This window comes from Opitutus sp. sgz309028 (assembly GCF_059821195.1).
In genome coordinates, this window is sequence record NZ_JCAMRR010000002.1 from 907,133 (window position 1) to 930,179 (window position 23,047).

The 23,047-nt window shown below is 65.8% G+C and carries 21 protein-coding genes and 1 tRNA gene; 9 read left to right on the forward strand and 13 right to left on the reverse strand.

Going from position 1 to position 23,047, the window contains the following annotated elements; genetic code table 11:
• Window positions 1-42: 42 nt before the first annotated feature.
• Window positions 43-119: transfer RNA gene (locus AC6RV7_RS09540), tRNA-Val, on the reverse strand.
• 179 nt (window positions 120-298) lie between these two features.
• Here AC6RV7_RS09540 and AC6RV7_RS09545 point away from each other — a divergent pair.
• The 5 genes from AC6RV7_RS09545 (at window position 299) to AC6RV7_RS09565 (ending at window position 6,269) form a co-directional block, all read left to right on the forward strand.
• Window positions 299-907 (forward strand): TetR/AcrR family transcriptional regulator, encoded by a 609-nt coding sequence (locus AC6RV7_RS09545; protein WP_500093740.1) that lies wholly within the window; start codon window positions 299-301, stop codon window positions 905-907.
• Window positions 908-919: 12 nt separating this feature from the next.
• Entirely contained in the window at window positions 920-2,011 is a 1,092-nt protein-coding gene (locus AC6RV7_RS09550; protein WP_500093741.1) for an HlyD family secretion protein, read from the forward strand.
• Between the two features lie 10 nt (window positions 2,012-2,021).
• Window positions 2,022-3,554 carry a DHA2 family efflux MFS transporter permease subunit gene (locus AC6RV7_RS09555; RefSeq protein WP_500093742.1) on the forward strand — a complete coding sequence of 511 codons (1,533 nt, stop codon included), beginning with the start codon at window positions 2,022-2,024 and terminating at the stop codon, window positions 3,552-3,554.
• A 63-nt stretch (window positions 3,555-3,617) separates the two neighbouring features.
• Complete coding sequence (locus tag AC6RV7_RS09560) at window positions 3,618-5,279, forward strand: DNA repair protein RecN (protein ID WP_500093743.1); 1,662 nt, start codon at window positions 3,618-3,620, stop codon at window positions 5,277-5,279.
• Window positions 5,280-5,345: 66 nt separating this feature from the next.
• Entirely contained in the window at window positions 5,346-6,269 is a 924-nt protein-coding gene (locus AC6RV7_RS09565) for a ThuA domain-containing protein (protein WP_500093744.1), read from the forward strand.
• A 39-nt stretch (window positions 6,270-6,308) separates the two neighbouring features.
• Here the strand turns inward: AC6RV7_RS09565 and AC6RV7_RS09570 are convergent, their stop codons facing one another.
• The 3 genes from AC6RV7_RS09570 to AC6RV7_RS09580 are packed head-to-tail and all read right to left on the reverse strand — an operon-like array spanning window position 6,309 to window position 10,075.
• Window positions 6,309-8,261, reverse strand: coding sequence for a cytochrome c biogenesis protein (locus AC6RV7_RS09570; protein ID WP_500093745.1), 1,953 nt, complete (start codon window positions 8,259-8,261; stop codon window positions 6,309-6,311).
• Between the two features lie 33 nt (window positions 8,262-8,294).
• Window positions 8,295-9,452: a cytochrome c biogenesis ResB family protein gene (locus tag AC6RV7_RS09575; RefSeq protein WP_500093746.1), complete on the reverse strand. Its 1,158-nt coding sequence runs from the start codon at window positions 9,450-9,452 to the stop codon at window positions 8,295-8,297.
• The gene (locus AC6RV7_RS09580; protein WP_500093747.1) at window positions 9,449-10,075 is read right to left on the reverse strand and encodes a hypothetical protein; all 627 of its coding nucleotides are present in this window, start codon (window positions 10,073-10,075) and stop codon (window positions 9,449-9,451) included. Before AC6RV7_RS09580 ends, AC6RV7_RS09575 begins: the two co-directional genes overlap by 4 nt.
• A gap of 186 nt (window positions 10,076-10,261) precedes the next feature.
• Between AC6RV7_RS09580 and pxpB the strand changes: the two genes are divergently transcribed.
• Together pxpB and AC6RV7_RS09590 are read left to right on the forward strand one after the other, a co-directional pair.
• Entirely contained in the window at window positions 10,262-10,981 is a 720-nt protein-coding gene (gene pxpB / locus AC6RV7_RS09585) for a 5-oxoprolinase subunit PxpB (protein ID WP_500093748.1), read from the forward strand.
• On the forward strand, window positions 10,972-11,934 hold the full coding sequence (locus AC6RV7_RS09590; RefSeq protein ID WP_500093749.1) for a 5-oxoprolinase subunit C family protein: 963 nt from the start codon (window positions 10,972-10,974) through the stop codon (window positions 11,932-11,934). Before pxpB ends, AC6RV7_RS09590 begins: the two co-directional genes overlap by 10 nt.
• A 12-nt stretch (window positions 11,935-11,946) precedes the next feature.
• Here the strand turns inward: AC6RV7_RS09590 and AC6RV7_RS09595 are convergent, their stop codons facing one another.
• Entirely contained in the window at window positions 11,947-12,360 is a 414-nt protein-coding gene (locus AC6RV7_RS09595) for an acyl-CoA thioesterase (protein WP_500094198.1), read from the reverse strand.
• A 123-nt stretch (window positions 12,361-12,483) separates the two neighbouring features.
• On the opposite strand from AC6RV7_RS09595, the gene polX reads away from it, so the two are divergent.
• Window positions 12,484-14,244: a DNA polymerase/3'-5' exonuclease PolX gene (gene polX, locus AC6RV7_RS09600; RefSeq protein ID WP_500093750.1), complete on the forward strand. Its 1,761-nt coding sequence runs from the start codon at window positions 12,484-12,486 to the stop codon at window positions 14,242-14,244.
• Window positions 14,245-14,326: 82 nt separating this feature from the next.
• Here the strand turns inward: polX and AC6RV7_RS09605 are convergent, their stop codons facing one another.
• Genes AC6RV7_RS09605 through AC6RV7_RS09615 form a run of 3 tightly spaced genes read right to left on the reverse strand, consistent with a single transcriptional unit; the run spans window position 14,327 to window position 16,290 of the window.
• Window positions 14,327-15,328, reverse strand: a complete 1,002-nt coding sequence (locus tag AC6RV7_RS09605) for a DUF3618 domain-containing protein (RefSeq protein ID WP_500093751.1) — start codon at window positions 15,326-15,328, stop codon at window positions 14,327-14,329.
• A complete protein-coding gene (locus tag AC6RV7_RS09610; protein ID WP_500093752.1) occupies window positions 15,312-15,755 on the reverse strand; it encodes a phage holin family protein in 444 nt (147 codons plus the stop codon). The genes AC6RV7_RS09605 and AC6RV7_RS09610 overlap by 17 nt, the downstream gene beginning before the upstream one ends.
• A 25-nt stretch (window positions 15,756-15,780) precedes the next feature.
• Entirely contained in the window at window positions 15,781-16,290 is a 510-nt protein-coding gene (locus tag AC6RV7_RS09615; RefSeq protein ID WP_500093753.1) for a hypothetical protein, read from the reverse strand.
• A gap of 324 nt (window positions 16,291-16,614) precedes the next feature.
• Here AC6RV7_RS09615 and AC6RV7_RS09620 point away from each other — a divergent pair, with 324 nt between their 5' ends.
• Window positions 16,615-18,441 carry a glycoside hydrolase family 15 protein gene (locus tag AC6RV7_RS09620; RefSeq protein WP_500093754.1) on the forward strand — a complete coding sequence of 609 codons (1,827 nt, stop codon included), beginning with the start codon at window positions 16,615-16,617 and terminating at the stop codon, window positions 18,439-18,441.
• On the opposite strand, the gene deoC is transcribed toward AC6RV7_RS09620, so the two are convergent.
• The 5 genes from deoC to AC6RV7_RS09645 form a co-directional block, all read right to left on the reverse strand.
• Window positions 18,428-19,183 carry a deoxyribose-phosphate aldolase gene (gene deoC, locus AC6RV7_RS09625; protein WP_500093755.1) on the reverse strand — a complete coding sequence of 252 codons (756 nt, stop codon included), beginning with the start codon at window positions 19,181-19,183 and terminating at the stop codon, window positions 18,428-18,430. The genes AC6RV7_RS09620 and deoC overlap by 14 nt on opposite strands.
• 10 nt (window positions 19,184-19,193) lie before the next feature.
• Window positions 19,194-20,021 carry an FAD:protein FMN transferase gene (locus AC6RV7_RS09630; RefSeq protein WP_500093756.1) on the reverse strand — a complete coding sequence of 276 codons (828 nt, stop codon included), beginning with the start codon at window positions 20,019-20,021 and terminating at the stop codon, window positions 19,194-19,196.
• Entirely contained in the window at window positions 20,018-20,743 is a 726-nt protein-coding gene (locus tag AC6RV7_RS09635) for a glycosyltransferase family 2 protein (RefSeq protein ID WP_500093757.1), read from the reverse strand. Before AC6RV7_RS09635 ends, AC6RV7_RS09630 begins: the two co-directional genes overlap by 4 nt.
• On the reverse strand, window positions 20,740-22,236 hold the full coding sequence (locus AC6RV7_RS09640) for a flippase activity-associated protein Agl23 (protein WP_500093758.1): 1,497 nt from the start codon (window positions 22,234-22,236) through the stop codon (window positions 20,740-20,742). Before AC6RV7_RS09640 ends, AC6RV7_RS09635 begins: the two co-directional genes overlap by 4 nt.
• Window positions 22,237-22,338: 102 nt before the next feature.
• On the reverse strand, window positions 22,339-23,001 hold the full coding sequence (locus AC6RV7_RS09645) for a discoidin domain-containing protein (protein WP_500093759.1): 663 nt from the start codon (window positions 22,999-23,001) through the stop codon (window positions 22,339-22,341).
• Window positions 23,002-23,047: the final 46 nt, after the last annotated feature.

Here is a 23,047-nt window from a genome sequence, read left to right on the forward strand (position 1 = left end):
ACAGGAAAGCCGCCAACTCGTTGAGTGTAGCGGCTTAGCGGATGGTGGACCTTACTGGACTCGAACCAGTGACCTTTTCCATGTCAAGGAAACGCTCTAACCAACTGAGCTAAAGGTCCGCAGTGTTTAGGGCCGGCGAGTAAGCACGAGGGCCGGGCGGCTCGGCAAGTAAAATTCTGCGGGAATTTCTGCAACTGCGCCGCGCGTTTTCGCGCACCGCCAACACCCCGGTGAAGAGAAAATGGGTCGGACGCTTGCGCCGACGCTCGTCTCTCGTTGTATGCAAGCACTCACTTGCATGAAATCGCGCCTTCCGCTTCGTCCCTCCGCCCGCGAACGTCTCCTTCAGGCGGCGGCCAAGGTGTTTGCGCGGGACGGTCTCACCGGCGCCACGACCCGGGCGATCTCCCGCGAGGCGGGCGTGAATGAAGTGACGCTGTTTCGCCTGTTCGAAACGAAGGAGGGGCTCATCGAAGCCGTGGTGCGGCAGAACTTCGGACCCGAGCTGTGGCGGGCCGCCCGGGAAGGCGTCGCGCCGAGCGGCGACTTGCGCGCCGATCTCGTGACGCACGCCGGCCTCTACGAACGGGTGCTGCAGGAAAATCTGCCGCTGATTCGCGCGATGGTCGGTGAGATTCATCACCACGGCGAAAACGAGCGCCAGGTCTTTCAGGGAATCTTCCGGCCCTTGCGCGCGGCGCTCGAGGAGCGGTTGCGGCTGGCGCAGGAGGCGGGCGAGCTGCGCCGGGACGTGTCGGCGATGATCCTCGCCGACCTTTTTGCCGGCATGATTTTCACCGGAGTTCTTCGCCGCGCCTCGAAGCACAGCCGGCGGGAGTATCCGAATTCCGATTACCTCGATGCCGCCGTGGACCTGCTGCTGCGGGGAGCGGGCAGTGAAACGTAAACTTTGTCTATCATGAGCACACTTGCTGAGGAGGATGCCGGCGCCGTCGCGGAACGGCGCGGCCTGCGTCGAGTGCTGTTGCTGGCCGGCCCCGTGGTGCTGGTCGCGGCGGCGCTATGGTTCTACCTGCACGGCGGACGCATCGTTTCGTCGGACAACGCCTATGTTCACGCCGACAAGCTGACGGTTTCGACCGAGGTGGCGGGGGCGGTGAAGGAAGTCGCGGTGCAGGAGAATCAGCACGTCGCCGCCGGGCAGCTGTTGTTTCGCCTCGACGATGAGCCGTATCGCATCGCCGTGGCGGCGGCCCGCGCGCAGCTTGAGGCCGTGAGGCTCGAGCTCGCGACGCTCCGCGGCACCTATGGACAGCGGCTGGCTGAGATCGAGGAGGCGAAGGAGGCGGCGGCGTTTGCCGAGTCGGAGCTGCACCGGCAAGAAACGCTGACGCAGACGGAGGTGTCGCCGACGGCGCAGCTCGACCAGGCGCGGCATGCGCGGGACGCGGCGAACCGGCGGGTGGCGGTGCTGCAGCAGGAAGCGGCGACGGTGCTCGCGTCGCTCGGAGGACTCGATGTTGCCGAGGAGCAGAATCCGCGTTTCCAGGCCGCGCAGGCCCAGCTCGACAAGGCGGAGCGCGACCTGCGCAAGACGCGGGTCGTGGCGCCGATCGATGGCGTGGTGGCCAACGTCACCAACATCCCGGTGGGAAAGTTTCTGCAGCCGGCGCAGCCCGCTTTCGTGCTGGTGGCGACGGATCGCGTCTGGATCGAGGCGAACCTGAAGGAGACGGAACTGACGTATTTGAAAGCGGGTGACGCGGTCTCGATCGAGATCGACAGTTATCCGCATCGGCGCTGGACCGGCACGGTGACGGACATCGGGCCGGCGACCGGCGCCGAATTTGCGGTGATTCCGCCGCAGAACGCCTCGGGCAACTGGGTGAAGACGGTGCAGCGCATCCCGGTGCGAATCGCGATCGACCGCGGCGATTCCGCGCGGCCGCTGCGCGCCGGGATGAGTGCGCAGGTGGAAATCGATACCCGTCACCGGCGGCACCTGCGCGACCTCGCGCGACTGGTCGGCATGACCGGGCGAAACCGCTGAGCGTTTCGAGGTGAGTTCCGTTGTTTCCACCGCTCCCTCGCATCGTGGTGCGATCACCATTTGTGTGATGCTCGCGACGATCATGCAGGCGCTCGACACGACGATCGCGAACGTCGCGTTGCCGTACATGCAGAGCAGTCTGTCGGCGGCGCAGGATCAGATCAACCTGGTGCTCACGTCGTATATTGTGGCGGCGGCGATCATGATGCCGGCGACGGGCTGGCTGGCGGCGCGGCTGGGGCGGAAGAATCTTTTCCTGATCTCGGTGGTGGGCTTCACGATCGCGTCGGTGTTTTGCGGCCTCGCGATGTCGCTCGAACAGATGGTCGTGTATCGACTGTTGCAGGGCGTGTTTGGCGCGACGCTCGTGCCTTTATCCCAGGCGGTGCTGCTGGACGAGTATCCGCGGGAGAAGCACGGATCGGCGATGGCTCTGTGGGGCGTGGGCGTGATGGTGGGACCGATTCTCGGGCCGACGCTGGGCGGCTGGCTGACCGAAACCTACAACTGGCGGTGGGTGTTCTACATCAACCTGCCGGTGGGCGTGCTGACCTTCCTTGGGCTATCCGCTTACCTGCACCGGGCGACGCCGCAGCGCGGGTTGTATTTCGACTGGTTTGGATTCCTGACGCTTGCGGTCGCGATCGGTGGATTGCAGATGATGCTGGATCGGGGCGAGCAGCTGCAGTGGTTCGATTCGCCGGAGATCGTGACGGAGGCGGCATTGTCGGTCCTCGGCGCTTATCTTTTCCTCGTGCACACGTTCACGGCGCGTCGCCCGTTTCTGGACCTGCGGCTGTTTCGCGACCGGAATTTCGTGACGGGGCTGGTGTTCATTTTCGTCGTGGGCGTGATTTTGCTGGCGACGCTCGCGCTGCTGACGCCGTTTCTCCAGACGATGCTCGGTTATCCGGTGATGACGGCCGGCATGTTGCTCGCGCCGCGCGGGGTGGGGACGATGATCGCGATGATCATCGTGGGACGGCTGGTGAACCGGATCGATCCGCGCTGGATGGTGGCGCTCGGCCTTGGGCTTACGGCGCTGGCCCTGTGGCAAATGAGCCGGTTCTCGCTGGACGTGACCGCGGAAATGCTCGTGACGTCCGGGGTGGTGCAGGGGCTCGGGCTGGGCTTTCTCTTTGTGCCGCTGAGCACGATGACCTTTGCGACCCTGGCGCCGGAGTTGCGCACCTCGGCGACGGCCCTCTACAGCCTGTCGCGCAATCTCGGCTCGAGCATCGGGATCTCCGTGGTGATTTATCTGCTCGGGCAATACGCCGGTGCGGCGCACGCGAATCTGGCGGAATTCGTGCAACCGTTTCGCGCGCCGATGCAGGCGCTGCCGGCGGCGCTCGATCCGGCGACGACGGGTGGCGCGGCGTTGCTGGATGCGCTGGTGACGAAGCAGGCCGGGCTGCTGGCGTATCTGGCCGATTTCCGGCTGATGCTATGGGTGGCGATCGGGGCGTTGCCGCTGGTGTTGCTGATGCAACGTCCCCGGCACGGATCGGGCGACGAGGACCTCGCAGCGGCGATGGAGTAGGCGCAGCTCGATTCCTGCCATCCGCCGCTTGAAACGGGACGCGGTTTCGTGCCCATATCGGGCATGCTCCAGTCGCTCCATATCCGCAACCTCGCCCTGCTCGAGGAAGTCGCGCTCGATTTCGAGGCCGGGTTCACCGCGGTGACGGGCGAGACCGGCGCAGGCAAGAGCATCCTCCTTGGCGCGCTGGCCCTGCTGGCGGGCGAGCGGGCGGACAAAACCATCATCCGCCAGGGCGCGCCGGCCACCGAGGTGGAAGCGAGCTTGTTTTTCGAGGATCCGGCGAAGATCGATGCGTTGCTGGCGACCCTGGATCTGCCGGCCTGCGACGATGGCGTGCTGATCTTGAAACGCAGCCTGCCGCGCGAGAAGGCGCCGAAGATCACCGTCAACGGCAGCCTCGCCACCCTTTCGGCGCTGCAGCGAATCGGCGAGCGCTGGGTCGATTTTCACGGCCCGAGCGAGCCGCGGCGGTTGTTGAAAGAAAGCTGCCAGCTCGAGTTGCTCGATCTGTTTGGCCGGGCGAACCAGACGCTCGCGGCGTATCAGGCCAGGTATCAGGCCTGGCGTGCGCTTCTGACCGAGCGCGACCGGATCGCCCACGAGACGAAGTTGTCGCCGGATCAAATCGAGTTCATCGAGACGCAACTCGCGCGCATCGAACGGCTGGACCTCACGGAGGAGGCGATCGAGACGCTCGAGCGGGATTTCGCGCGGATGAGCCGGGCGCAGGAATTGATCGAGTTGAGCCAGGCCCTCGAATCGGGACTGACGGGCGAGGACGGAGTGCAACCGCGGCTGGCGGCGCTGCTCCGCGAGGCGCGGCACATCGAGAGCATCGATGCCGCGAGCAAGCCGCTGGCCGACCGGCTGGGTTCGGTCGCGGTGGAAATCGCGGATCTGGCGGCGGAGTTTTCGGCGTTGAGCCAGCAGCTGCAGTTCGATCCGGAGCAGGCGGAGTCGCTCGCGGAGCAGATGAACACCTGGCTGGAATTGAAACGAAAGCACGGCAGCGAGCTGTCCGCGGTGCTGGCGGCGCGTGACGAGATGCGGCGGCGACTCGAGATCCAGGGCGATCTCGAAGGGACGCTGGCGCGACTCGAGAAACAAATTGCCGGGGCCGAGGAGGCGGCGCGGAAGGAAGCGCAGGCGCTCCGGACGTTACGCGAGCGGGCGGCGCGCGAACTCGGCAAGGCCGGGGCGAAAAGCATTGCCCAGCTCGGTTTCAAAAAGGCGGATTTTCAGGTGCGGATCGTGTCGCTCAATCAGCTCACGCCAACGGGCGATTGCGCGGCGGAGTTTTTGTTTTCGCCGAACGTGGGCGAACCGGCGCTGCCGTTGAATCGCGTCGCCTCGAGCGGCGAGCTTGCGCGCGTGATGCTGGCGCTCAAGGCGGTGCTGGCCGAGCTCGACGAGGTGCCGCTGCTGGTGTTCGACGAAGTGGATGCGAACGTTGGCGGCGAGATTGGGCGGATCGTCGGCGAAAAGATGGCGGGCATCGCCGGAAGTCATCAGGTGCTGTGCGTGACGCATCTGCCGCAAGTCGCGGCGCAGGCGAGTTCGCATCTGGTGGTGACCAAGGATCAGTCGAAGGATCGCGCGGTGGTGAAGATCGACCCGATCCAGGCGAATCGAAAAGCGAGGATCGGCGAGCTCGCGCGGATGCTCGGCGATCGCAATGCAAAGAGTGCGATCGCGCACGCCGAAGAGTTGCTCGGACGGTGACGCCCGGGTGTCGGGCGAACCGCCACGCAGTTGCCAAGTCGCCGGTCGCGAGCATCGTCGCGGGCGATGAACGTTACCTCAACCCTCCGCGCCGGCTGGCTGGCGCTGGCGGCGCTTGCCGCTGTTTCCCTTCACGCCGCCCCGCTGCGGGTGCTGTATTTCACGAAATCGTCCGGCTTCGAACACAGCGTGGTGAAACGCGAAGGCGGACAGCCGAGCTACTCCGAGCGGGTGCTGTCGAAGCTCGCGCCGAAAGAGGGAGTCGCCTTCACGTTCAGCAAGGACGGCAGCGCCTTCTCGCTGGAGTATCTGGCGCAGTTCGACGTGGTGCTGTTCTACACGAGCGGCGATCTGCTCAGCAGCGGCACGGACCGGCAGCCGGCGATGACGGCGGCGGGCAAGCAGGCGCTGCTGGACTGGATTGCGGGCGGGAAAGGCTTCGTCGGCGTGCACAGTTGCAGCGACACGTTTCATTCCGGCGAGAGCGGCGGCGGGAACAATCCGCGGCGGCATCAGCGGTATCGAAACTATGGAGACCAAGCGGACCTGTTTGTGCAGATGCTCGGTGGCGAATTCATCCGTCACGGCCCGCAGCAGGTCGCGACGGCGCGGGTCGTTTCGCCGGAATTTCCTGGATTCGAGAAACTCGGGCGCGAGCTCACGGTGAAGGAGGAGTGGTATACGTTGAAGGAGTTCGCGCCGAACCTCCACGTGCAGCTGGTGATGGAAACGAAAGGGATGGAAGGTGGCGACTATCGGCGGCCACCGTATCCGCTGGCGTGGGCCCGCAATTTTGGGAAAGGGCGCGTCGCCTACAACGCGATGGGCCACCGCGAGGACGTGTGGGACAGCGCGGCGTTTCAGGGGATGCTCGTGGGTGCGTTGAAATGGGCGGCGGGCGAAGCCGACGCCGACGTGACTCCCAATTTGGCGCAGGTGGCGCCGGACCACGCCACGCTGCAGCCGATTCCCGGCGAGGTTAAGCAGTAACCCTGCGCCGGGATTGACGCGCCGCCGAGCCCCGCCGGATCAAGGGAGCGCTTCGACGTGCTCGGGCGCGGTGGGCGCCGGACGGCTGCGGAAGCTGCGCCATTTTTCCAGCGGGAGATTGGCGAGCCCGATCAGGAGGAGCTGACTCGCCACGAAAAACGAGAGCGCGACAAACGCCGCATCGGTGAAGCCGTAGCTGTGCAGGCCGACACCGAGCATGTTCGTGCCGAACCAGCTCCAGCTCGTCACGATGTTGCCGCCGATGGCGAGGCACATGAGACCGCGCTGCTTGATCATGCCGCCCCAGCGGGCGTGCAGGATGACGGCGTTCCAGATGACGATGATGAGCGCGCCGTTTTCCTTCGGATCCCAGCCCCAGAAACGGCCCCAGGATTGATCGGCCCAGATGCCGCCGAGCACGGTGCCGGCGAAACTGAAGAGCGTCGCGAAACACACGATGCCGTAAACCATGCGCGCGAGGGCGTCGGCCGTCGGCCGGTCAAGCGAGCGGGTGAGCACGCCGCGCACGACATAGATGATCGCGAGGAAGCCGGCGAGGAACGTGGCCGAGTAGCCGGCCGTCACGACCACGACGTGCGTGGCCAGCCAGAAATTCGAGTCGAGCACCGCGCGCATCATCTCGAGCGTGTCGCCGCCGAGCGAGAGGTGGTGCGCGATCAGGAGCGTGGCGAAACCGGTGAGGCCGGCGGCGGCGCTGGCGATGGCGTTTTTGTAAATCGCCTCGAGCAGCAGGCAGAGTCCGGCGGTGCCCCAGCCGACGAACAGCGCCGAGGAATACAGATTCGTCACGGGCGGGCGACCCTCGAGCCACATGCGCGTCACGATCCCGACGGTGGTGAGCACCCACGCAACGGCGATCAGCCAGAACGCGGAACGCCCGAGGATGTCCGGCCACTTGAGCCAGGAGAAAATCGCGACGAAAAACGCGAGCACGTAGAGTTCGAGGCTGGTGTAGAACGGCGCCGCGGAATTGAAGCGCGCCTCGGCGTCGGCTTTGCGGATCGCAGTCGGAAACGCCTTCGCGAGCTGCTCGTGATAGAGCTTCACGATCTGGTTGAACTCCGCGGGGCGGCCGGCGGTCCAGGTGCGCGCGAGTCCGGCGTAGGTCAGCACATACGGATTCACGCGCCCGGTGTGGAAGGTTTCGAGCAAGGTCGCGCCGGTGCTGCGCCAGCCCGTCGCGACGTCCTCGCCGTTGCTGGGCGGGACGGCGAGCAGCTGGTTGGCCTCGCCCATGCGCAGCGCGCGCTGGCCGAAGGCGATCAGCTTCGCGGCGGCCGCTTCGTCATGCGGCTGGCCCGCGTCCTTCGCGCGCACGGCGGCGATGCCGGCCTGCAGCGAATTCTGGACCTCCGTCAGCTCGGCGAGGAAGTCGGGGCTTTCCGGCGAGACCAGGCTGTATTTCAGTTGCTGATACGTGACCAGGTCCGCGTGCAGCTGCACGACGGCCTTCTGGAAGGCGGTGCGAGTCTGGGGCTCGACCGGGGATGCGAGCCGCGCCTGTTCGTCGATCTTCTGCAGGTGCGGGGCGAGATCGTTGAACGCGAAGCGCCGGTGACGGCTGGGCAGGAAGCCGACGATGGCGAGCACCTGCTTGGCGGTCGACGTGTAGTCGATGCGGAGGCTGTCCTCGGTCTTGCCGATGAGCGTGAGCAGCTCGGGATTGTCGACCGTGAAGGTCGGATAGGCGTCGGCCTTCTCGGGACGGAAGCAGACGTCGAGCAGCCACTCCGTGGGCGAAGCGACAAGCGGCTGGCTGACGTCCGGCGTGCTGACGCGCTGGCGGCCCTGGAGTGTGAGCAGCGTGGTCCGCGCGACGGTGTCGAAAGGTTTGACGCGGCCATTGGTCACGACCGGCAGCCGGCCGAAACCGACGAGATCAAATTCGCCGGAATTCGAAGGTGAGCGAAGGGTTCCGGCCACCCAGACGAGGACGACGGCGAGAACCAGGAGAGGAAGGAAACGCTTCATGGCGCGAGCGGGACGGTGTGTTACAGGCGGGACTTAAGCAGCGACCATCTGGCGGCGGCGGGTGAAAAACGCGGCGAGGTGGATACCGAATTGCAGGAGCAAACCGAGCACGATGATCGTGCACGAGATGTAGGGAATCAGCCAGCTGGGGTTTCTCACCACCTGGAATACGCTCATGCCCTGCTCGCTGTTCATCTGGTATTGATAGAACGTCAGGCCGCCGTGGCGCAGCGGGTTGTTCATATAGATCAAGACCTCGCGATTGTCGGCCTCGCCGGGCGTGGAGATACGCACGCGGCTCGAGAAGTTCTTCGGGATATCGGTGCCGATATAGACGTCGTGGGTGACCTTCAGCAGCGTGAGCGAGAACGGCTGGTAATCGCGCTCGAAGCGAAGCCCGAGCCGCCACGTGCGGTCGCCGAGCTTGACCGTCTGCGCGGCGGCGAGGTGGGTGGAGACGACCCATGTGCCGAGGGAACCGTCGGGTCCCACCAGCTCGAGCACCGCGGCGGGAGCGTTGCGCTCATCCTGGCGGAAGGTGAGCGGGGCGGGAGAAACGACGAGCTTCGGGCCGACACCCTGCGACGCCGCTGCGGGGATCTGCGCGTTTTCAGAGCGAAGTCCGAGCACGCCATTGGGGAAGTAGCTGCGGATGAGAACGCGGAACGGGAGCTTCGGGTGCTGGATCTCCTTCTCGTGCGCGAGCACGGGCTCGGGCACGGCGACGACGTCGTCGACTTTGGGATCCGTGGTTTCGATGAAAACGAGTTCGTTGTTCCGGAAGCTCTCCGCGTAGTTCTTCGTTTCGCCCTCCGTGAGGCTCATCTGGTAATCCTCCTGCCAGAGTCCGGTCAGGAGCTCGCCGATCAGGAGCAGAATGAGGCCGACGTGCGTGAGCCAGATGCCGGATTTCCGGAGGGAGAATTTGAAACGATAGAAGTGAGCGCCGATCAGGTTGAGCAGCAGGAAACCGCCGATCAGGTAACCGCCCGGAAAGACCGGGATCGGGATTTCGCGCACATGCCAGAGCACGAAGAGCGAGCGGAAATATTTTTCCTGCACGGCCCAGATGCCGAGGTGAACCTGATCGAGCGTGGCGGCGAAGATCAGGATCATCGACAGCACCAGCAGAACGACCGTGAGCTTCAGCGAGACGAAGAAGTCGCGGAATTGTCGGACCGTGTCGTTCATGGTGCGGCGGGAGCGGAGGGCTTGATCGTCTGGACGAACTGACGGAAGGCGTTGCGTTCGCCCGCGACGACCGCGTCAGGACCCATCATTTTGAAAAACCACGTCGCGTTCTCGTAGGGCACGGACACGCCGATGATGCGTTGCGGCTGGTCGCCGGTGCCCGCGATGTCGACGAACGTCATGTGCAGGCCGTTGAAGTCGAGGTGCTCCGTCGCGGACGAAAGCTCCGCTGCGCCGATCGGGGGCAACGAGAGCTGGCCGCGCCAGCGGTTGATGTTGGCGAGATCGCCGCCGACATCGCCGGGAAAAGCGGTGATGGCCAGGTCGGCCTCGGTGCCGTCGGCGCCGACGATGGCGTAACTGCCCTTGCGCATCGCCGAACCCGGTTTGGCTTTCCAGTGCGCGGGCGCCGTCCAACTCAACGCTTCGCCACCGGCGGTGGGCACGGCGGTGTTGGCCATCGCCGTGCGATCGGACCCGGAAGCGGCCGGGACCTCTCCGGTCAGAATCGGCGGCAGTTTCTCGGGCGTTTCGGCCGCGACGCGGTAACTCTTGATGTTGGTGTCGCGGCACGCTGACACAAGCAGCAGCGCGAGCAGCACGAACGGGGGACGGAAATGCATGGAGAAAAGGGAATCAGCCGCTTCCACGGGAAACTGCAAACCTAACCGGCCCGCGTGGCCGGGAGTGGCGCCGCTGTTTACCGGGGCTGCTGAACGGGATTAGAAAAAAAGGTGTCGGAGTCCAACCGTCGCGCGCATGCCGCGTTTTGTTTTTGTTTCCCGGTGAAGCTTCGCCATGGTGAACGCATGACGTTCGCACCGCTGGGTGATTCCGCCGTGGTGATTACGCTCGGCCCGGGGCTCGACGACGCGACGTTGTTGAAAGTGCGGTCGCTCACGGCGGCGCTCGAGCAGGAGAGCGAGAGTGGCGTGCTGGAGGCGGTGCCGGCCTATCATACGGTAACAGTATTTTACGATCCCGCCGCGTTCGCCAGCAACGGCGAGGCGCCGTATGATCGCGTGTGTCGCCACATCGCCGAGGCGGCCGATCGCGCCGAGAATGCGTGGCCGGATCTGGTGAGCCTGCCCGACGGCGCGGGGCAGGGTGCGCGCGGGATGCTGGAGATCCCGGTGTGCTACGGCGGCGAGTTCGGTCCCGATCTTGAGGACGTGGCGCGACATTGCGGGCTGACGTCCGAAGAAGTCGTGGCACGGCACAGTGGTGCGAGCTACGTGGTGCATGCCGTCGGCTTTTTGCCGGGTTTTCCGTATCTCGGGGGCTTGCCGCCTGAGTTGGAGACGCCGCGTCGAGCCACGCCGCGAGTGCGCGTGGCGGCAGGCTCGGTGGGAATTGGCGGAAGGCAAACCGGTGTCTATTCGCTGGAATCGCCGGGCGGCTGGCAGTTGATCGGGCGGACGCCGATCGCGTTGTTCGATCCGTCCCGCACGCCGGCGGCGCGGCTGCGTGCGGGCGATCGCGTGAGTTTCCGGCGGATCGGGCCCGAGGAGTTTGCCGCATGGAGGTAAGCGTGCTGAGAGCCGGCCTGCACACGACGGTGCAGGATCTCGGCCGTGTCCGCCACCGGGCCGCCGGCGTGCCGCGCAGCGGTGCGATGGACGCGTTTGCGCTGCGAATCGCCAACGCGCTGGTGGGAAACGCGGACGATGCGGCGGGGCTCGAGTTCACCCAGACGGGACCGGAACTCGAATTCTCGAAGCCGACGTGGATCGCGCTTGGCGGAGCGGAGTGCGAAGGGCTGCGGCCCTGGCGGAGCCGGCGCGTCGAAGCGGGGGAGCGCCTCGCGATCGGTCGTTGTGTGCGGGGAGTGCGGGGGTATCTGGCCGTGGCCGGAGGTTTTCAAACCGAGCCGGTGCTCGGCAGCCGCAGCACCTTCCTGCGCGGGCGTTTCGGCGGACTGCAAGGACGCCTGCTGCGCGACGGGGACGTGCTGCCCGTGGTGGACCTCTCGTGTGACCGCGTCCCCCGCGAGCGACCCGACGCCGCGGGATCGTGGCGGATCGATCCGCGCATCCTGCCCGCGTATGGTCCGGAGGTGACGGTGCGCGTGCTGCCGGGCGCGCAGGTCGCGGAATTTCCCGGCGCGTGGACCGGACGAGCGTTCAAGGTGTCGCCGCATTCGGATCGGATGGGCGTGCGATTGATCGGCGAACCCGTGGTGAGATCGACGGGTGAGGAATTGCTTTCGTCGGCCGTGACGCCGGGAACGGTGCAGGTGCCGCCGGACGGTCAGCCGGTGGTGCTGATGGCCGATGCGCAGACGATCGGAGGGTATCCACAACTTGGACACGTCATCTCGGTCGATCTCCCGCTGGTCGCGCAACTCGCGCCGGGTGACACGTTGCGATTCGAAATCGTGACGCTGGCCGAAGCGCACCGGCTGCTGGTGACCCGGGAACGAGCGATCGCGCTGCTGAAGCAGGGACTCGCGGAGAAGCTCGCGAACGAGGGGCGGGCCTGAGCCGCGGGCGGCTCAGGCGCCGAGGCGCGCGATCCACGCAAGGATGTCGCCGGGCAGCGGCACGCGCTCGCGTTTCGAGGCGGAGGTGGCGACGTGTTCCGTGCGGGCGCGGGCGGCGATCTTCTCGACATTGCCCGCGCGGAAAACCTCATAGCGAATCGCGAAGGCGTTTTCCGAAAGCCGCTCGGGCTGCACCGTGATGCGGAGTTTGTCGCCGGGAAACAGCGGTCGCAGATACTCGACCTCGCTGCGCGCGATCGGGATGACGACATCGGTTTTCCGGAAGAATGTCTGCAGTTCGATTCCGCCCGCTTCGAGCGAGGCCTCGTAAGCCTCGTGGCAGATCGCGAGATAGTTGGCGAAGAACACCACGCCGGCGGCGTCCGTGTCGGCAAATCGCACCGTGCGCTGATAATTGAACGGCATCGAGCGCACGAGATACACCAAAGCCGCGGGCGAGGGGAAGCGCGTTTTCCCTGCGGCGAGGCGGTGTCGTCGCGAGCTGCAAATTTTCGTGTTTTTCGTGTAGTTCGTGTTTTGTTCGCAGCCGTGACCAAAAACGAAATCGCCGACGTCCTGAACGAGATCGCCCTGCTGCTGGAGTTGAAGGGCGAGAACCCGTTCAAGATCCGCGCTTATCAGACCGGCGCGCGCGTGGTGGAAGGTTTCGAGTCGGACGAACTCGAGCGGCTCGTCGCGAGCAAAGAGTTGCAGACCGTGAAAGGCATCGGGGATGCGCTGGGCCAGAAGATCACCGAACTGTGCACGACGGGGAAACTGGAGTTTTTCGAAAAGCTCAAGGCCTCGATCGCGCCCGGCCTGGTCGAGTTGCTCGAGATCCCGAGTCTCGGACCGAAGAAGATCAAGGTGCTGAACGAAAAGCTCGGGGTGGTGGACATCGCGTCGCTGACGAAAGCCTGCGAGGACGGGCTGGTGGCGGAACTCGCCGGTTTCGGCGCGAAAACGCAGGAAAAGCTGCTCGCGGGAATCAAGAACCGGCAGGCGTATGGCCGGCGGCATTTGTGGTGGGACGCGGCGGCCGTCGCGGAGCCGATCGTGACGGGATTGCGTGCCTTGCCGCAGGTGAAGCGGGCGGAGGCGGCCGGGAGTTTGCGGCGCGGCGTCGAGACGGTGGGCGATCTGGATTTCATCGTTGCGGCCAGCGAGGTCGCGCCCGTGGTGGACTGGTTTGTCGGCATGCCCGGTGTGCAGGAGGTGACCGCGCGAGGGGAGACGAAGGCGAGCGTGCGATTTGCGTCGGGACTGCAGGCGGATTTGCGGCTCGTGCCGGAAGAACAGTTTCCGTTTGCGCTGCATCATTTCACCGGTTCGAAGGACCACAATGTTCAGATGCGACAGCGGGCGCTCGCGCGCGGATTGAGCCTGAGCGAGTGGGGGCTTTTGCCGGCGGACGGCGAGGGCACCGTGAAACAGAAAGCGGCCGCCGGAAAACAGACGGCGGCCATCCGCAGCGAGGCGGATTTGTTCGCCGTGCTTGGGTTGCATTTTATCCCGCCGGAGTTGCGAGAAGGCCTGGGCGAAATCGAGGTGGCGGAGAAAGGCGAGTTGCCACGGCTCGTGGAGCTCGGCGATTTGCGGGGAACGTTTCACTGTCACACCACGGCCTCCGACGGACGCAATACGTTGAACGAGATGGTGGCCGCGGCGGACGCGCAGGGGTGGGAGTATTTCGGGATCGCCGACCATTCGAAATCGAGTTTCCAGGCGAACGGGTTGACCGAGGAGCGCCTGCTCCAGCAGGCGGCCGCAATCGCGGCGTTGAACGCAAGCGGGCGTTTCAAGGTGCATGTCTTCAGCGGCACCGAGTGCGACATCCTGCCGGACGGCCGGCTCGACTTCGCTGCGGAGGTGCTCGCGAAACTCGACTACGTGGTCGCGTCGGTGCACAGCACCTTCAATCAGGACGAAGCCACGATGACGGCTCGCATCGTGCGGGCGATCGAGCAGCCCGGAGTGACGATGCTCGGCCATCTGACGGGGCGGTTGCTGTTGCGCCGCGACGGTTATCGTGTGGACGCGCGCAAGGTGATCGACGCCGCGCTGGCGAACGACGTCATCATCGAGCTCAACGCGAGCCCGGCACGGCTCGACATGGACTGGCGCCTCTGGCGAAAGGCGGCGGAGCGCGGGATGATTTGCGCGATCAATCCCGACGCGCACGAGATCGGCGATTTCGCCTACCTGCGAGCCGGCATCAATGCCGCACGGAAAGGCTGGCTGACGGCTGCGCAGGTGCTCAACACGCAGCCCTTGGCTGAAGTGAAACGCGTGCTGGCGCGGCGGCGCTGACGCGTCGCTGCCGCCGGCCGCGTTTGTGGTGCAAAAAAAAGAGCCGCCGTGGGACGGCGGCTCGCAGGAGGAATCGTTTCCGCTATGCTGGGGTGGAAGACGGCGCGTTGCTGCCCGGCAGGCCTTCGGCCCGGGCAGTGGAGGCGGCGGCATCCTTGGCGCTGGTGGCAACGGCCTTGGCTCCCTCGCGCATTTTTTCGGGCGTCAGGCCCTGCGCGTTGGCTTCGTCTTTTGCGGCCTCCGCCGCGGCGTGCGCGACCCGCTGGCCTTTCTCGACGAGCTCGCTGCCGGCTTCCCGGGCCCGATCGCGCAAGCGATCGACCGAAGGGCCGGCGAGTTCGTCGACTTTTTCGGAGCGCGGCAGAGCGAGGCCAACGAGAATGCCGGCGGCGAGGCAGGCGATGCCCACCCCGAGCGGGTAGTCGTTGGCGGTGCGAACGACGCGATCCCGGCTGCGGGAGTAGGTTTGACGGGCCGTGTCTTGCACGCGCGAGCCAGCTCCGGAAAGCGTGTCGCGCACGCGCTGCGTGGCGGCGGAGGTTTTCTGCAGGACCTTGTCCTTGGCGCTGGCAAGTCTGGAACCGGCATTGCTGCTGGAATCGGTTTCGGCGTAATTCGGCACGCCGCTGGCGGAATAGCCGCTTTCGGTCGACGCGTGGGTGGCGGCGCTCGCCGGGTAATCGAGCGGGCGATCGTAGAGGGCGTCCTCGTCGGGATCGCGATAGGCGCCGACGCCAAAGGACCGCGTATCGTAACCTTCATGGTCCTCGTCGCTCGTGCGGTGCTTGCGCCGCGTCTCATAGATCATCCACGCGACACCGGCGCCGATGATCGCGAACGGAAGCGGGTGCGCCTTCACGGTGTCGGTGACGGCATGAACGGCGTTGCTCGCGGAATGCGTGAGGCTCTGGCCGATCTCGCGACCGCGTTCGCTGCCGCGGCGGAAATAACCGAGCGCCTCATCGAGGAGGTGGCGGCCTTGGAAGCGCTCGCCGAGTGCGTCCATCGTTTCGTCCATGCGGCGGCGGGTGGTTTCGATATCGGAGCGGATCGTTTCGGTCTCGTTCTCAGGTGTTGGATTCATGGGAGGGGTGGAGTTTGTTTTGCGCCCAATCCTTGTTGGTTTTCAGGGATTCGATGGTTTCGCGCGGGGTGAGGGTGTCGTGAGCGAGGGCGCGCTTGGCCTTCGCCAGCATCGCCCAGCCGATCACGCCGATGACGAGGCCGACCAGCGTGGGCGCGAGCCACTGGGCGACGTCGGGATCCATGCCGGCGCGCACGAGGCCGATGCCCACCAGTTGACCGAGACCGATGAGAAGCACGATCACGCCGGCGTAGGCGACGAAGCCACCCACCGCGATTTCTGCGGCGTGGCGCCCGACGTGCGAGGCGTTCGATTTCAACTCGGCCTTGGCAAGGGCGACCTCCTGACGGAGCAGCGTCGTGGTGTCGTCCCGGAGACTTTGCAGCAGCGTGACAACGGTGCTTTGCGGCGGCAGTTCGGAATTCATGACGGACAGGCTGGTTTCAACAGTTTCAATAAGCGGCGGACGGTGGGGTGGCGGTGGCAGCCGCCCAGTCGGACGTGCCTTCCTCGCCCGTCATGGAGCTCGAGCTGTCGGTGAGCCGCCGGCTGGTGGATTTCATAATCGTGCCGAGCAGCAGACCGGCCGCGAAGAGTCCGCCGAAGAACAGGGCGGGATGACGCCGGGCCATTTCCTCGGTGTCGTTGCGGAGCTGGGAGAAGTCGCGGTTGTGGAGATAGTCGGCGGCGTGTTCCAGCCGATCGGCGGCCTGATGAGTGAACCACGCGATGTTGGGATCGGTGTCTTCGAGCGAGCGTGCCGACTCGCGAATCGCGGAGCCGTAGTGGCCGATGCGCTCGGCCGTCGCGGATTTTTTGTCGCTGGCAAAACGCTCGGCGTCGGATCGGACGCGATCGGCCGCGGAAGTGGCCGCCGACTTGACTTGCGAAGCGGCGTCGCGGGCGGTGGCTTTCAGGCTGGATTTGGCGGACGCGATGCCGCCTGCGCCTGAGGATGGCATCCCGGACGGTTGGGTGGGATTATCGGAAACATTCGATGGGTTCATAATGTGGGATTCTCCTTCGGGCTGGTGGAATCAGGGGTTCGAATCGGTCGAGCAATGCGCATGCCCATTGGCCTCGCGAAGAGAACTCCCGCCTAAGGTGCTCGGCTCGAACTGGAACCGACCCGAGGTTTCTCCGTCGTGAAACGGAGACGGCGACACCTGCCGTGCAATGTGCCGGAAGGCGTCCGTCGCGCGGGGCAAACTGCATTCCACGCGGTGAGATCGGTGCGGTTCGCGGAGGAGCGAACTCGCAGCGCCGGTGGATGACGAAGAGGCCGCGTGAAACTCGAGTGTTACGGTTTTGTGGGCGACCTGCATACCTGCGCCATCGTGGGGCTGAACGGTTCCATCGATTGGCTGTGCCTGCCGCGTTTCGATTCTCCCGCGGTGTTCGCCGCGTTGCTCGGCACGGAGGAAAACGGCTGCTGGCGGATCGCGCCAACCGGCCCCGTCGTGCGATCCGGACACGTTTACCGGAAAGACACGCTCGTCCTCGATACGGAATTTGAAACGCCCACCGGCCTCGTGCGCCTCACCGATTGCATGCCGGTCGACGGCGACTCGCGGGACGTGGTGCGGATCGTCGAAGGCGTGCGTGGCGAGGTCGAGATGCACATGCGCCTCGTCGTGCGCATGGACTACGGTCGCACGATCCCTTGGGTGCGGCACAGCGACAAGGGTATCACGGCGGTGGCCGGCCCGGACGCGGTGAGTTTGCGTTCGGATGTGCCGACGCGTGGCGAAGGTCTGTCAACCGTGGCGACGTTCACGGTTCGGCCCGGTGAGAAAAAGGCCTTTGTGCTGACCTGGTTCGCGTCGCACTTACGGCCGCCGGGGCCGATCGATGCGCACGACGCACTCGCGAGGACGGAGCGCTACTGGCGCGGGTGGACGTCGCGGTGCACCTACCGCGGCGAATGGCGCGACGCCGTCGTGCGCTCGCTGATCACGTTGAAAGGGCTGACGTTTGCGCCGACCGGCGGCATCCTGGCTGCGGGCACGACCTCGTTGCCGGAGTGGATCGGGAGTGTGCGAAACTGGGATTATCGCTACTGCTGGCTCCGCGATGCGACGTTCACGCTCTATTCGCTGATGGAGGCCGGCTACACCGAGGAAGCCTCGGCGTGGAGCGACTGGCTGCTGCGGGCCGTGGCCGGCGATCCGGCGCAGTTGCAGATCATGTATGGCGCGGCGGGCGAGCGGACGCTGCCGGAGCTAGAACTGAGTCATCTGCGCGGCTACGAAGAATCGCGGCCGGTGCGCATCGGCAACGCCGCCGCCTCGCAGTTTCAGCTCGATGTTTACGGCGAGGTCATGGATGCGATGCACCTGGCGCGAAAAGTCGGACTGCATCCGGACGCCGACGGATGGAGCCTGCAGCGACACCTCGTCGATTTCGTCGTGCGCAACTGGATGGAACCGGATGAAGGCATCTGGGAGATCCGCGGGCCGCGACGGCATTTCACGCATTCCAAGATTATGGCGTGGGTCGCGATAGACCGGGCCGTGAAGGCCGTTGAAGAGTTCGGCTTGAAAGGGGATGTCGAACTGTGGCGCGCGACGCGAAAAGCGATTCACGACGACGTCTGCGCCAAGGGCTGGCATCCGGGCCGCCGCGCGTTCACGCAGTATTATGGGTCCGAACTGCTCGATGCGAGTGTGCTGATGATGCCGCTGGTCGGTTTTCTGCCGCCCTCGGATCCGCGCGTGGTGGAGACGGTCGACGCGATCAAGGATGAGTTGATGTCGGACGGACTCGTCTATCGCTATCATCCGAACCGATCGGCCAACGTGGATGGATTGCCGCCGGGCGAGGGCGCGTTCCTGCCGTGCTCGTTCTGGCTGGTCGACTGCCTCTATCTGCTCGGACGCGAGGAGGAGGCGCGGAAACTTTTCGAGCATCTGCTCGATCTACGCAACGGCCTTGGGCTTCTGTCCGAGGAATACGATCCGGCGGCGCGGCGGCTGTTGGGAAATTTCCCGCAGGCTTTTTCGCACGTCGGCCTGGTGAACACCGCTCAAAATCTCTCTCGCAATCGCGCCGGCCCGGCGGAAATCCGCAGCGCCGAAGGCGAGGCGGAAAGCGCCGGCGTCACGACGCGCTGAGTGCGGCGAGCCGGGGCGAACCCGGCGGAAAACCGCGCCGCAGCGCCTCGCGCACGATCGTCTCGGTCGCCGTCGCGCCGATCCTCGTCACGCCGAGGTCACGCACGCGCAGGGTGTCGTCGAGAGTGCGGATGCCGCCGGCGGCTTTGATCTGCACCTGAGGCGGACAGTGGGCGCGCATCAGGCGAAGATCGTGGTCGGTCGCACCGCGGTAGTTGTAGTCGCCGTTGGGTTGTTTGACGAAACCGTAGCCCGTGGAGGTTTTCACGAACGCGACGCCGATCCCGCTGCAGATCCGGCAGAGTTCGCGAATGTGACTCTCCTGCAGGTAATCGTTTTCGAAAATCACCTTGAGGATCGCGTCGTGCGCGAGACAGGCGTCGTTCACCGCGCGGATATCCGCGGCGACATCGTCGAACTGGCCGCCGAGGACGCGGCCCGCATTCACGACCATATCGATTTCCCGGGCGCCTTCAGCGAGCGCGAGCAGCGTTTCCTGAACCTTGATCGACGTGTGGCTGTTGCCGTGAGGAAAGCCGATGACGGAACAGACGAGCACGTCGCTCCCGGCGACGAGTTCGGCGGCGCGCGGCACGTAGTAGGGCTTCACGCAGACGGTGGCGACGTCGTGGGCGACGGCGAGCGTGCAGCCGGCGTCGAGCTGTGCATCCGTCAACGTCGGATGCAGCAGCGAGTGATCGATCATGCGGGCGATGTCCCAGGCAGTGATGGCAGCGTTCATGGCGGTGAGCTCAGGAGAGATTTGCGGGGGCGAGCGTGCCGTGCAGCGAGAGGGTGTCGTTGGCGGCGATCGCGGCGCCGATTTCGGGATGGGCACGACAGAATCCTGCGATCTCGTCATCGGTCATGACGAAGAACGCGGTGGAGAGCGCATCGGACAACGCGGCGCTTGCAGCGAGCGCCCAGACCCGTGCGGTGCGAGCGGCGGCCGTGCGGGTGAGCGGGTTGACGAGATGAGCGCCTTTGACGGCGATGCCGGAGGCGCTCAAGGCGGCGTTCGCCAGCGGAAGCGCGCGGTAGCTTTCGTCTTCGCCGAGCCCGAGCGGCCAGCCGGCCGGATCTTCGGTGGGCGCGGCGAGGGCGAGTGCGGTGCTCCCGCCGCTCTGGAGGCACGCCTGGTTGACACCCCAGTCGCGCAGCGTGTCGGCCAGACGATCGAGCGCGTAGCCCTTGCCGATCGCACCGAGATCGAGGCGCAGGCGTTTCGCGTGAGACGTGAGCGTGTGGGCGGAAGGATCGAGCGTGAACGGCGCGCCCTCGTGCGACCGCTCGCTGGCGTAAGCCGGATCGAACGCGCGCTGTGTGGCAACGGCGACCTCGACGGCGAGGAGCAGGCATTGCATCGCGTCGTCTCCGATCGCGATTGTCTCGCCCTCCGCGATCCGGCTGGCGCGGGCAATGTCGCTCGACTGGATGAAGCGGCTCAACTCCGTCTCGAGCCGGTCGAGCTCCCGCCAAGCCGCGACGGCGGCCTGCCGCGCGTAATCCTGTTCTTGGCCGGCGATGGTGATCGAGAAATCGGTCGCCATGGCCTCGTGGTGAAAGGTGAACCAGCTCATGTCGTTTTATCGTGGATACGGCGCGCCGCGCGGAGGGCGTGCAACCGGGGGCGGAGCCGGAGCATGGCGACGGCGGGCCTCCACCACAGCCGGCGAAGTCCGAAATGCGCTTTGCCCTGCAACCGCGGGTGATGGCGGACACGAAACTCCGCGACACGAAAACCGGCGGCGACCGCGATGGACGGAAGGAAGGACTGCATCAACTCGATCGGGAAAAGCACGTCGACGATCTCGTGGCGGAACACCCGCAGCTGGCAGCCCGCGTCGTGGAGCGGATCGCGGAGGACGCGGCGGCGCACGGCGTTGGCGAGCCGCGACATTGCGCGTCGGAGCAGGGAGTCGTGACGGTCGGCGCGCCAGCCGCACGCGAGATCGAGTTCGCCGCGTTCCACGGGGGCGAGCAACAACGGGAAGTCGCGCGGGTCGTTCTGCCCGTCGCCATCCATCGTCAGCAGGATCCCGCCGCGCGCGGCGCGCAGCCCATTGAGAAGGGCGGCGGCCTGGCCGAGATTGCGCGGATGGTCGAGCCGGCGGCACTCGGGCCAGCGTTGTCCGGCGACTGCCAATTCGCCGGCCGTGCCGTCGATGCTGCCGTCGTTGACCAGGATGACCTCGAGCGAGCCGCGCAGCAGTTCGAGCGCGGCAAACGCGCGCTCGAGGAGGGGCAGGACATTGCCCGCCTCATTGTAGAACGGAATCACCAGCGAGTAGCGGGGCGTCATGGCGCGGGCGTGAACACGACGCAGAGAAAGCCGGGGCGAAGCCCGAGAAAGGACTCGCGGTAGCGGCCGTGCAACCGGCTGCGTACCTCGTCGGCGTGCGAGGCCGAGGCGATCACCAGCGCACCGTCGCAGTCGTCGGGGATCGTGGTCCAGTAGCCGACGCGCGGCACGTCGCGCAGATACCATGGGAGCGGCCAGTATTCCTCGCTGACGATGCGAATCACGCCGCCGGGCTGGCGCTCGAGCGCGGTGGCGGCGAGAGCGCGGACCTTGCGCACATCGGGCGAGCTGTGCACGTAGGCATAAGGATTACGGGCGTCGGCCGGGCGCAGAAAAACCGCGAGTTGGGTTTGTTTGAACTGGATGAAGACGATCGCGGCAGCGAGCCCGAGCGCGAGCCACGCGCGCGGGATGAACGCGAGCGCGCCGGCGGCGAGCAGCGCGAATCCCGGCACGAGATGGATCGCGTGCCAGGGCGTCTTGTAGGGAACGACGGACAATGCGATCACGACGAGCAAGGTGGAGAGCGCAGCCCAGCGCAGCAGGTGCCGTCCGGCGTAGTGAGAAGTTGGATGCGAGCGTTCTGCGGCCGCCGGCAGGCGCGTCCAGGCGAGGGCGGCACCGGCGGCGGCCAGCGCGAGAAAGGCGAGTTGTTGAAAAACCAGGCCGCCGTTCCGGACCCAGGCGAACAGCTGGAGGTAATAGAACCACGGTTTCTCGTGTCCGCTCGGACCGGTGGCGCGCTGTGCGCCTTGTCCTAGGGCGGCGAACGCGTCTCGCACCCCGCTCCAGTGTGTGCCGAAAGAAGAATAAAAGAGGACGAAGACCGCCGCCGCCGCGGCGAGGGCGACGCCGAGGGCGGGCGTTATCCGCGCTTTTGGAGTCGGTGGGTGAGTTTTCTCGATGCGAAGGACGAGCAGGCTGGCGATCAAGGCGGCGCCCCAGAACAGCGGCGCGCTCGCTTTCGTGGCCTGCATGAGTCCGACGCACCCGCCGGCGATCGCGGCCCAGCGCAGGTGGTCGGTGCGCCACCAGGCGCGGGCGGCCACGAAGGCGCCGAGGGCGAACGTGAGCAGCAGCGTTTCCTGGATGAAGTAACGACTGTAGTAAACCGCGGGCGGTGCGACTGCCAGCAGCGCGGCCGCGACGAAGGCGGCCAAGCGCCCCAACGGCAGCGCGAGAACGTAAAGCAGGAGGACGGCGAGCGTGCCGGCGATCGCCGGCACCAGGCGCACCGTGGTTTCGTCGATCGCGGCGAGGGAGTGTTGGCCGCGCCACCAAGCGATCGGGAGCGCTGCGTAGTAGAGTGTGGGGCCGTGATGGTCCGACGGATCGAAGGCGTAATGTCCCGATTCGAGCAACTGGCCGAACTTCACCGCCTGGTTGGCTTCGTCGGCATGCATCGGCCGGCGCGCCAGGTCGTGGGTGCGCAACCACAACGCGGCAATCGCGAGCGCGACGAGGGGAAGGAAGCGGCGCAGCAGGGCGGCCATGGCGCAAGCAAAGCGGAGAAGCGGGCGGCGGACAAGCAGCGGGGCCGGTCGAAGGACCGGCCCCGCGGGAAGAAGAAACTGTCGGACGCGAATCCGCGGAGATTATTTGGCCGGCTGGCCGTAAACCTCGACTTCGATATAGTGGTTCAGCTCGTCCGAGGTGTTGCCGTTGCTGTAGAGGCGGACATAGCGACCTTTGGTGTTCCGGGCATCGAAGATGCGGCCCTCGTAGGTTTCGATGTAGGCCGGATCGGAGCCGGTGCCGAGGCCGGCCGAGTTGTTGTCGTCGTTGTTATAAACGGTGGTGACGCCGGTCTTGAAATCCGCGTCGTCGGAGATCTGGACGATCACGTCGTGATAGGCGCGAGCCTGCGAGTGAAAGTGCCAGGCGACGATCGCCGCGATCTTGGCGGACGCGCCGAGGTCGATCTGCACCCATTGGACGCCGGGCCCGAGTTCGACGTAGCTGCCCTCGGTGCCGGACTTGTCGCCATCGGTGACGTAGGAGAGATCGCCGATCACGGGGAACGAATCGCTGCTGGTGACTTCCTTGCCCTTGGAGAGATTCTCCGTGCCGGCGGGCACCATGAAGTCGGGGCGGCGGCCGCTGCGCGGTTGCTCCAGATTGGCGAGTTTGATCGGGCGCGGCGTGCCGACGAAGAGCGGGCGGGGCAGCTCCAATTTAAGCGGAACTTTGTCTTCGGCCCGGGCCAAACCAGCCAGGGCGGCAGAAACGAGGAGGAGGGAGACGAGGGGTCTGAGCATGGTAAAAGCGAGGTTGAATTGCCCGGCGACGCCGGGAGAAACGGTG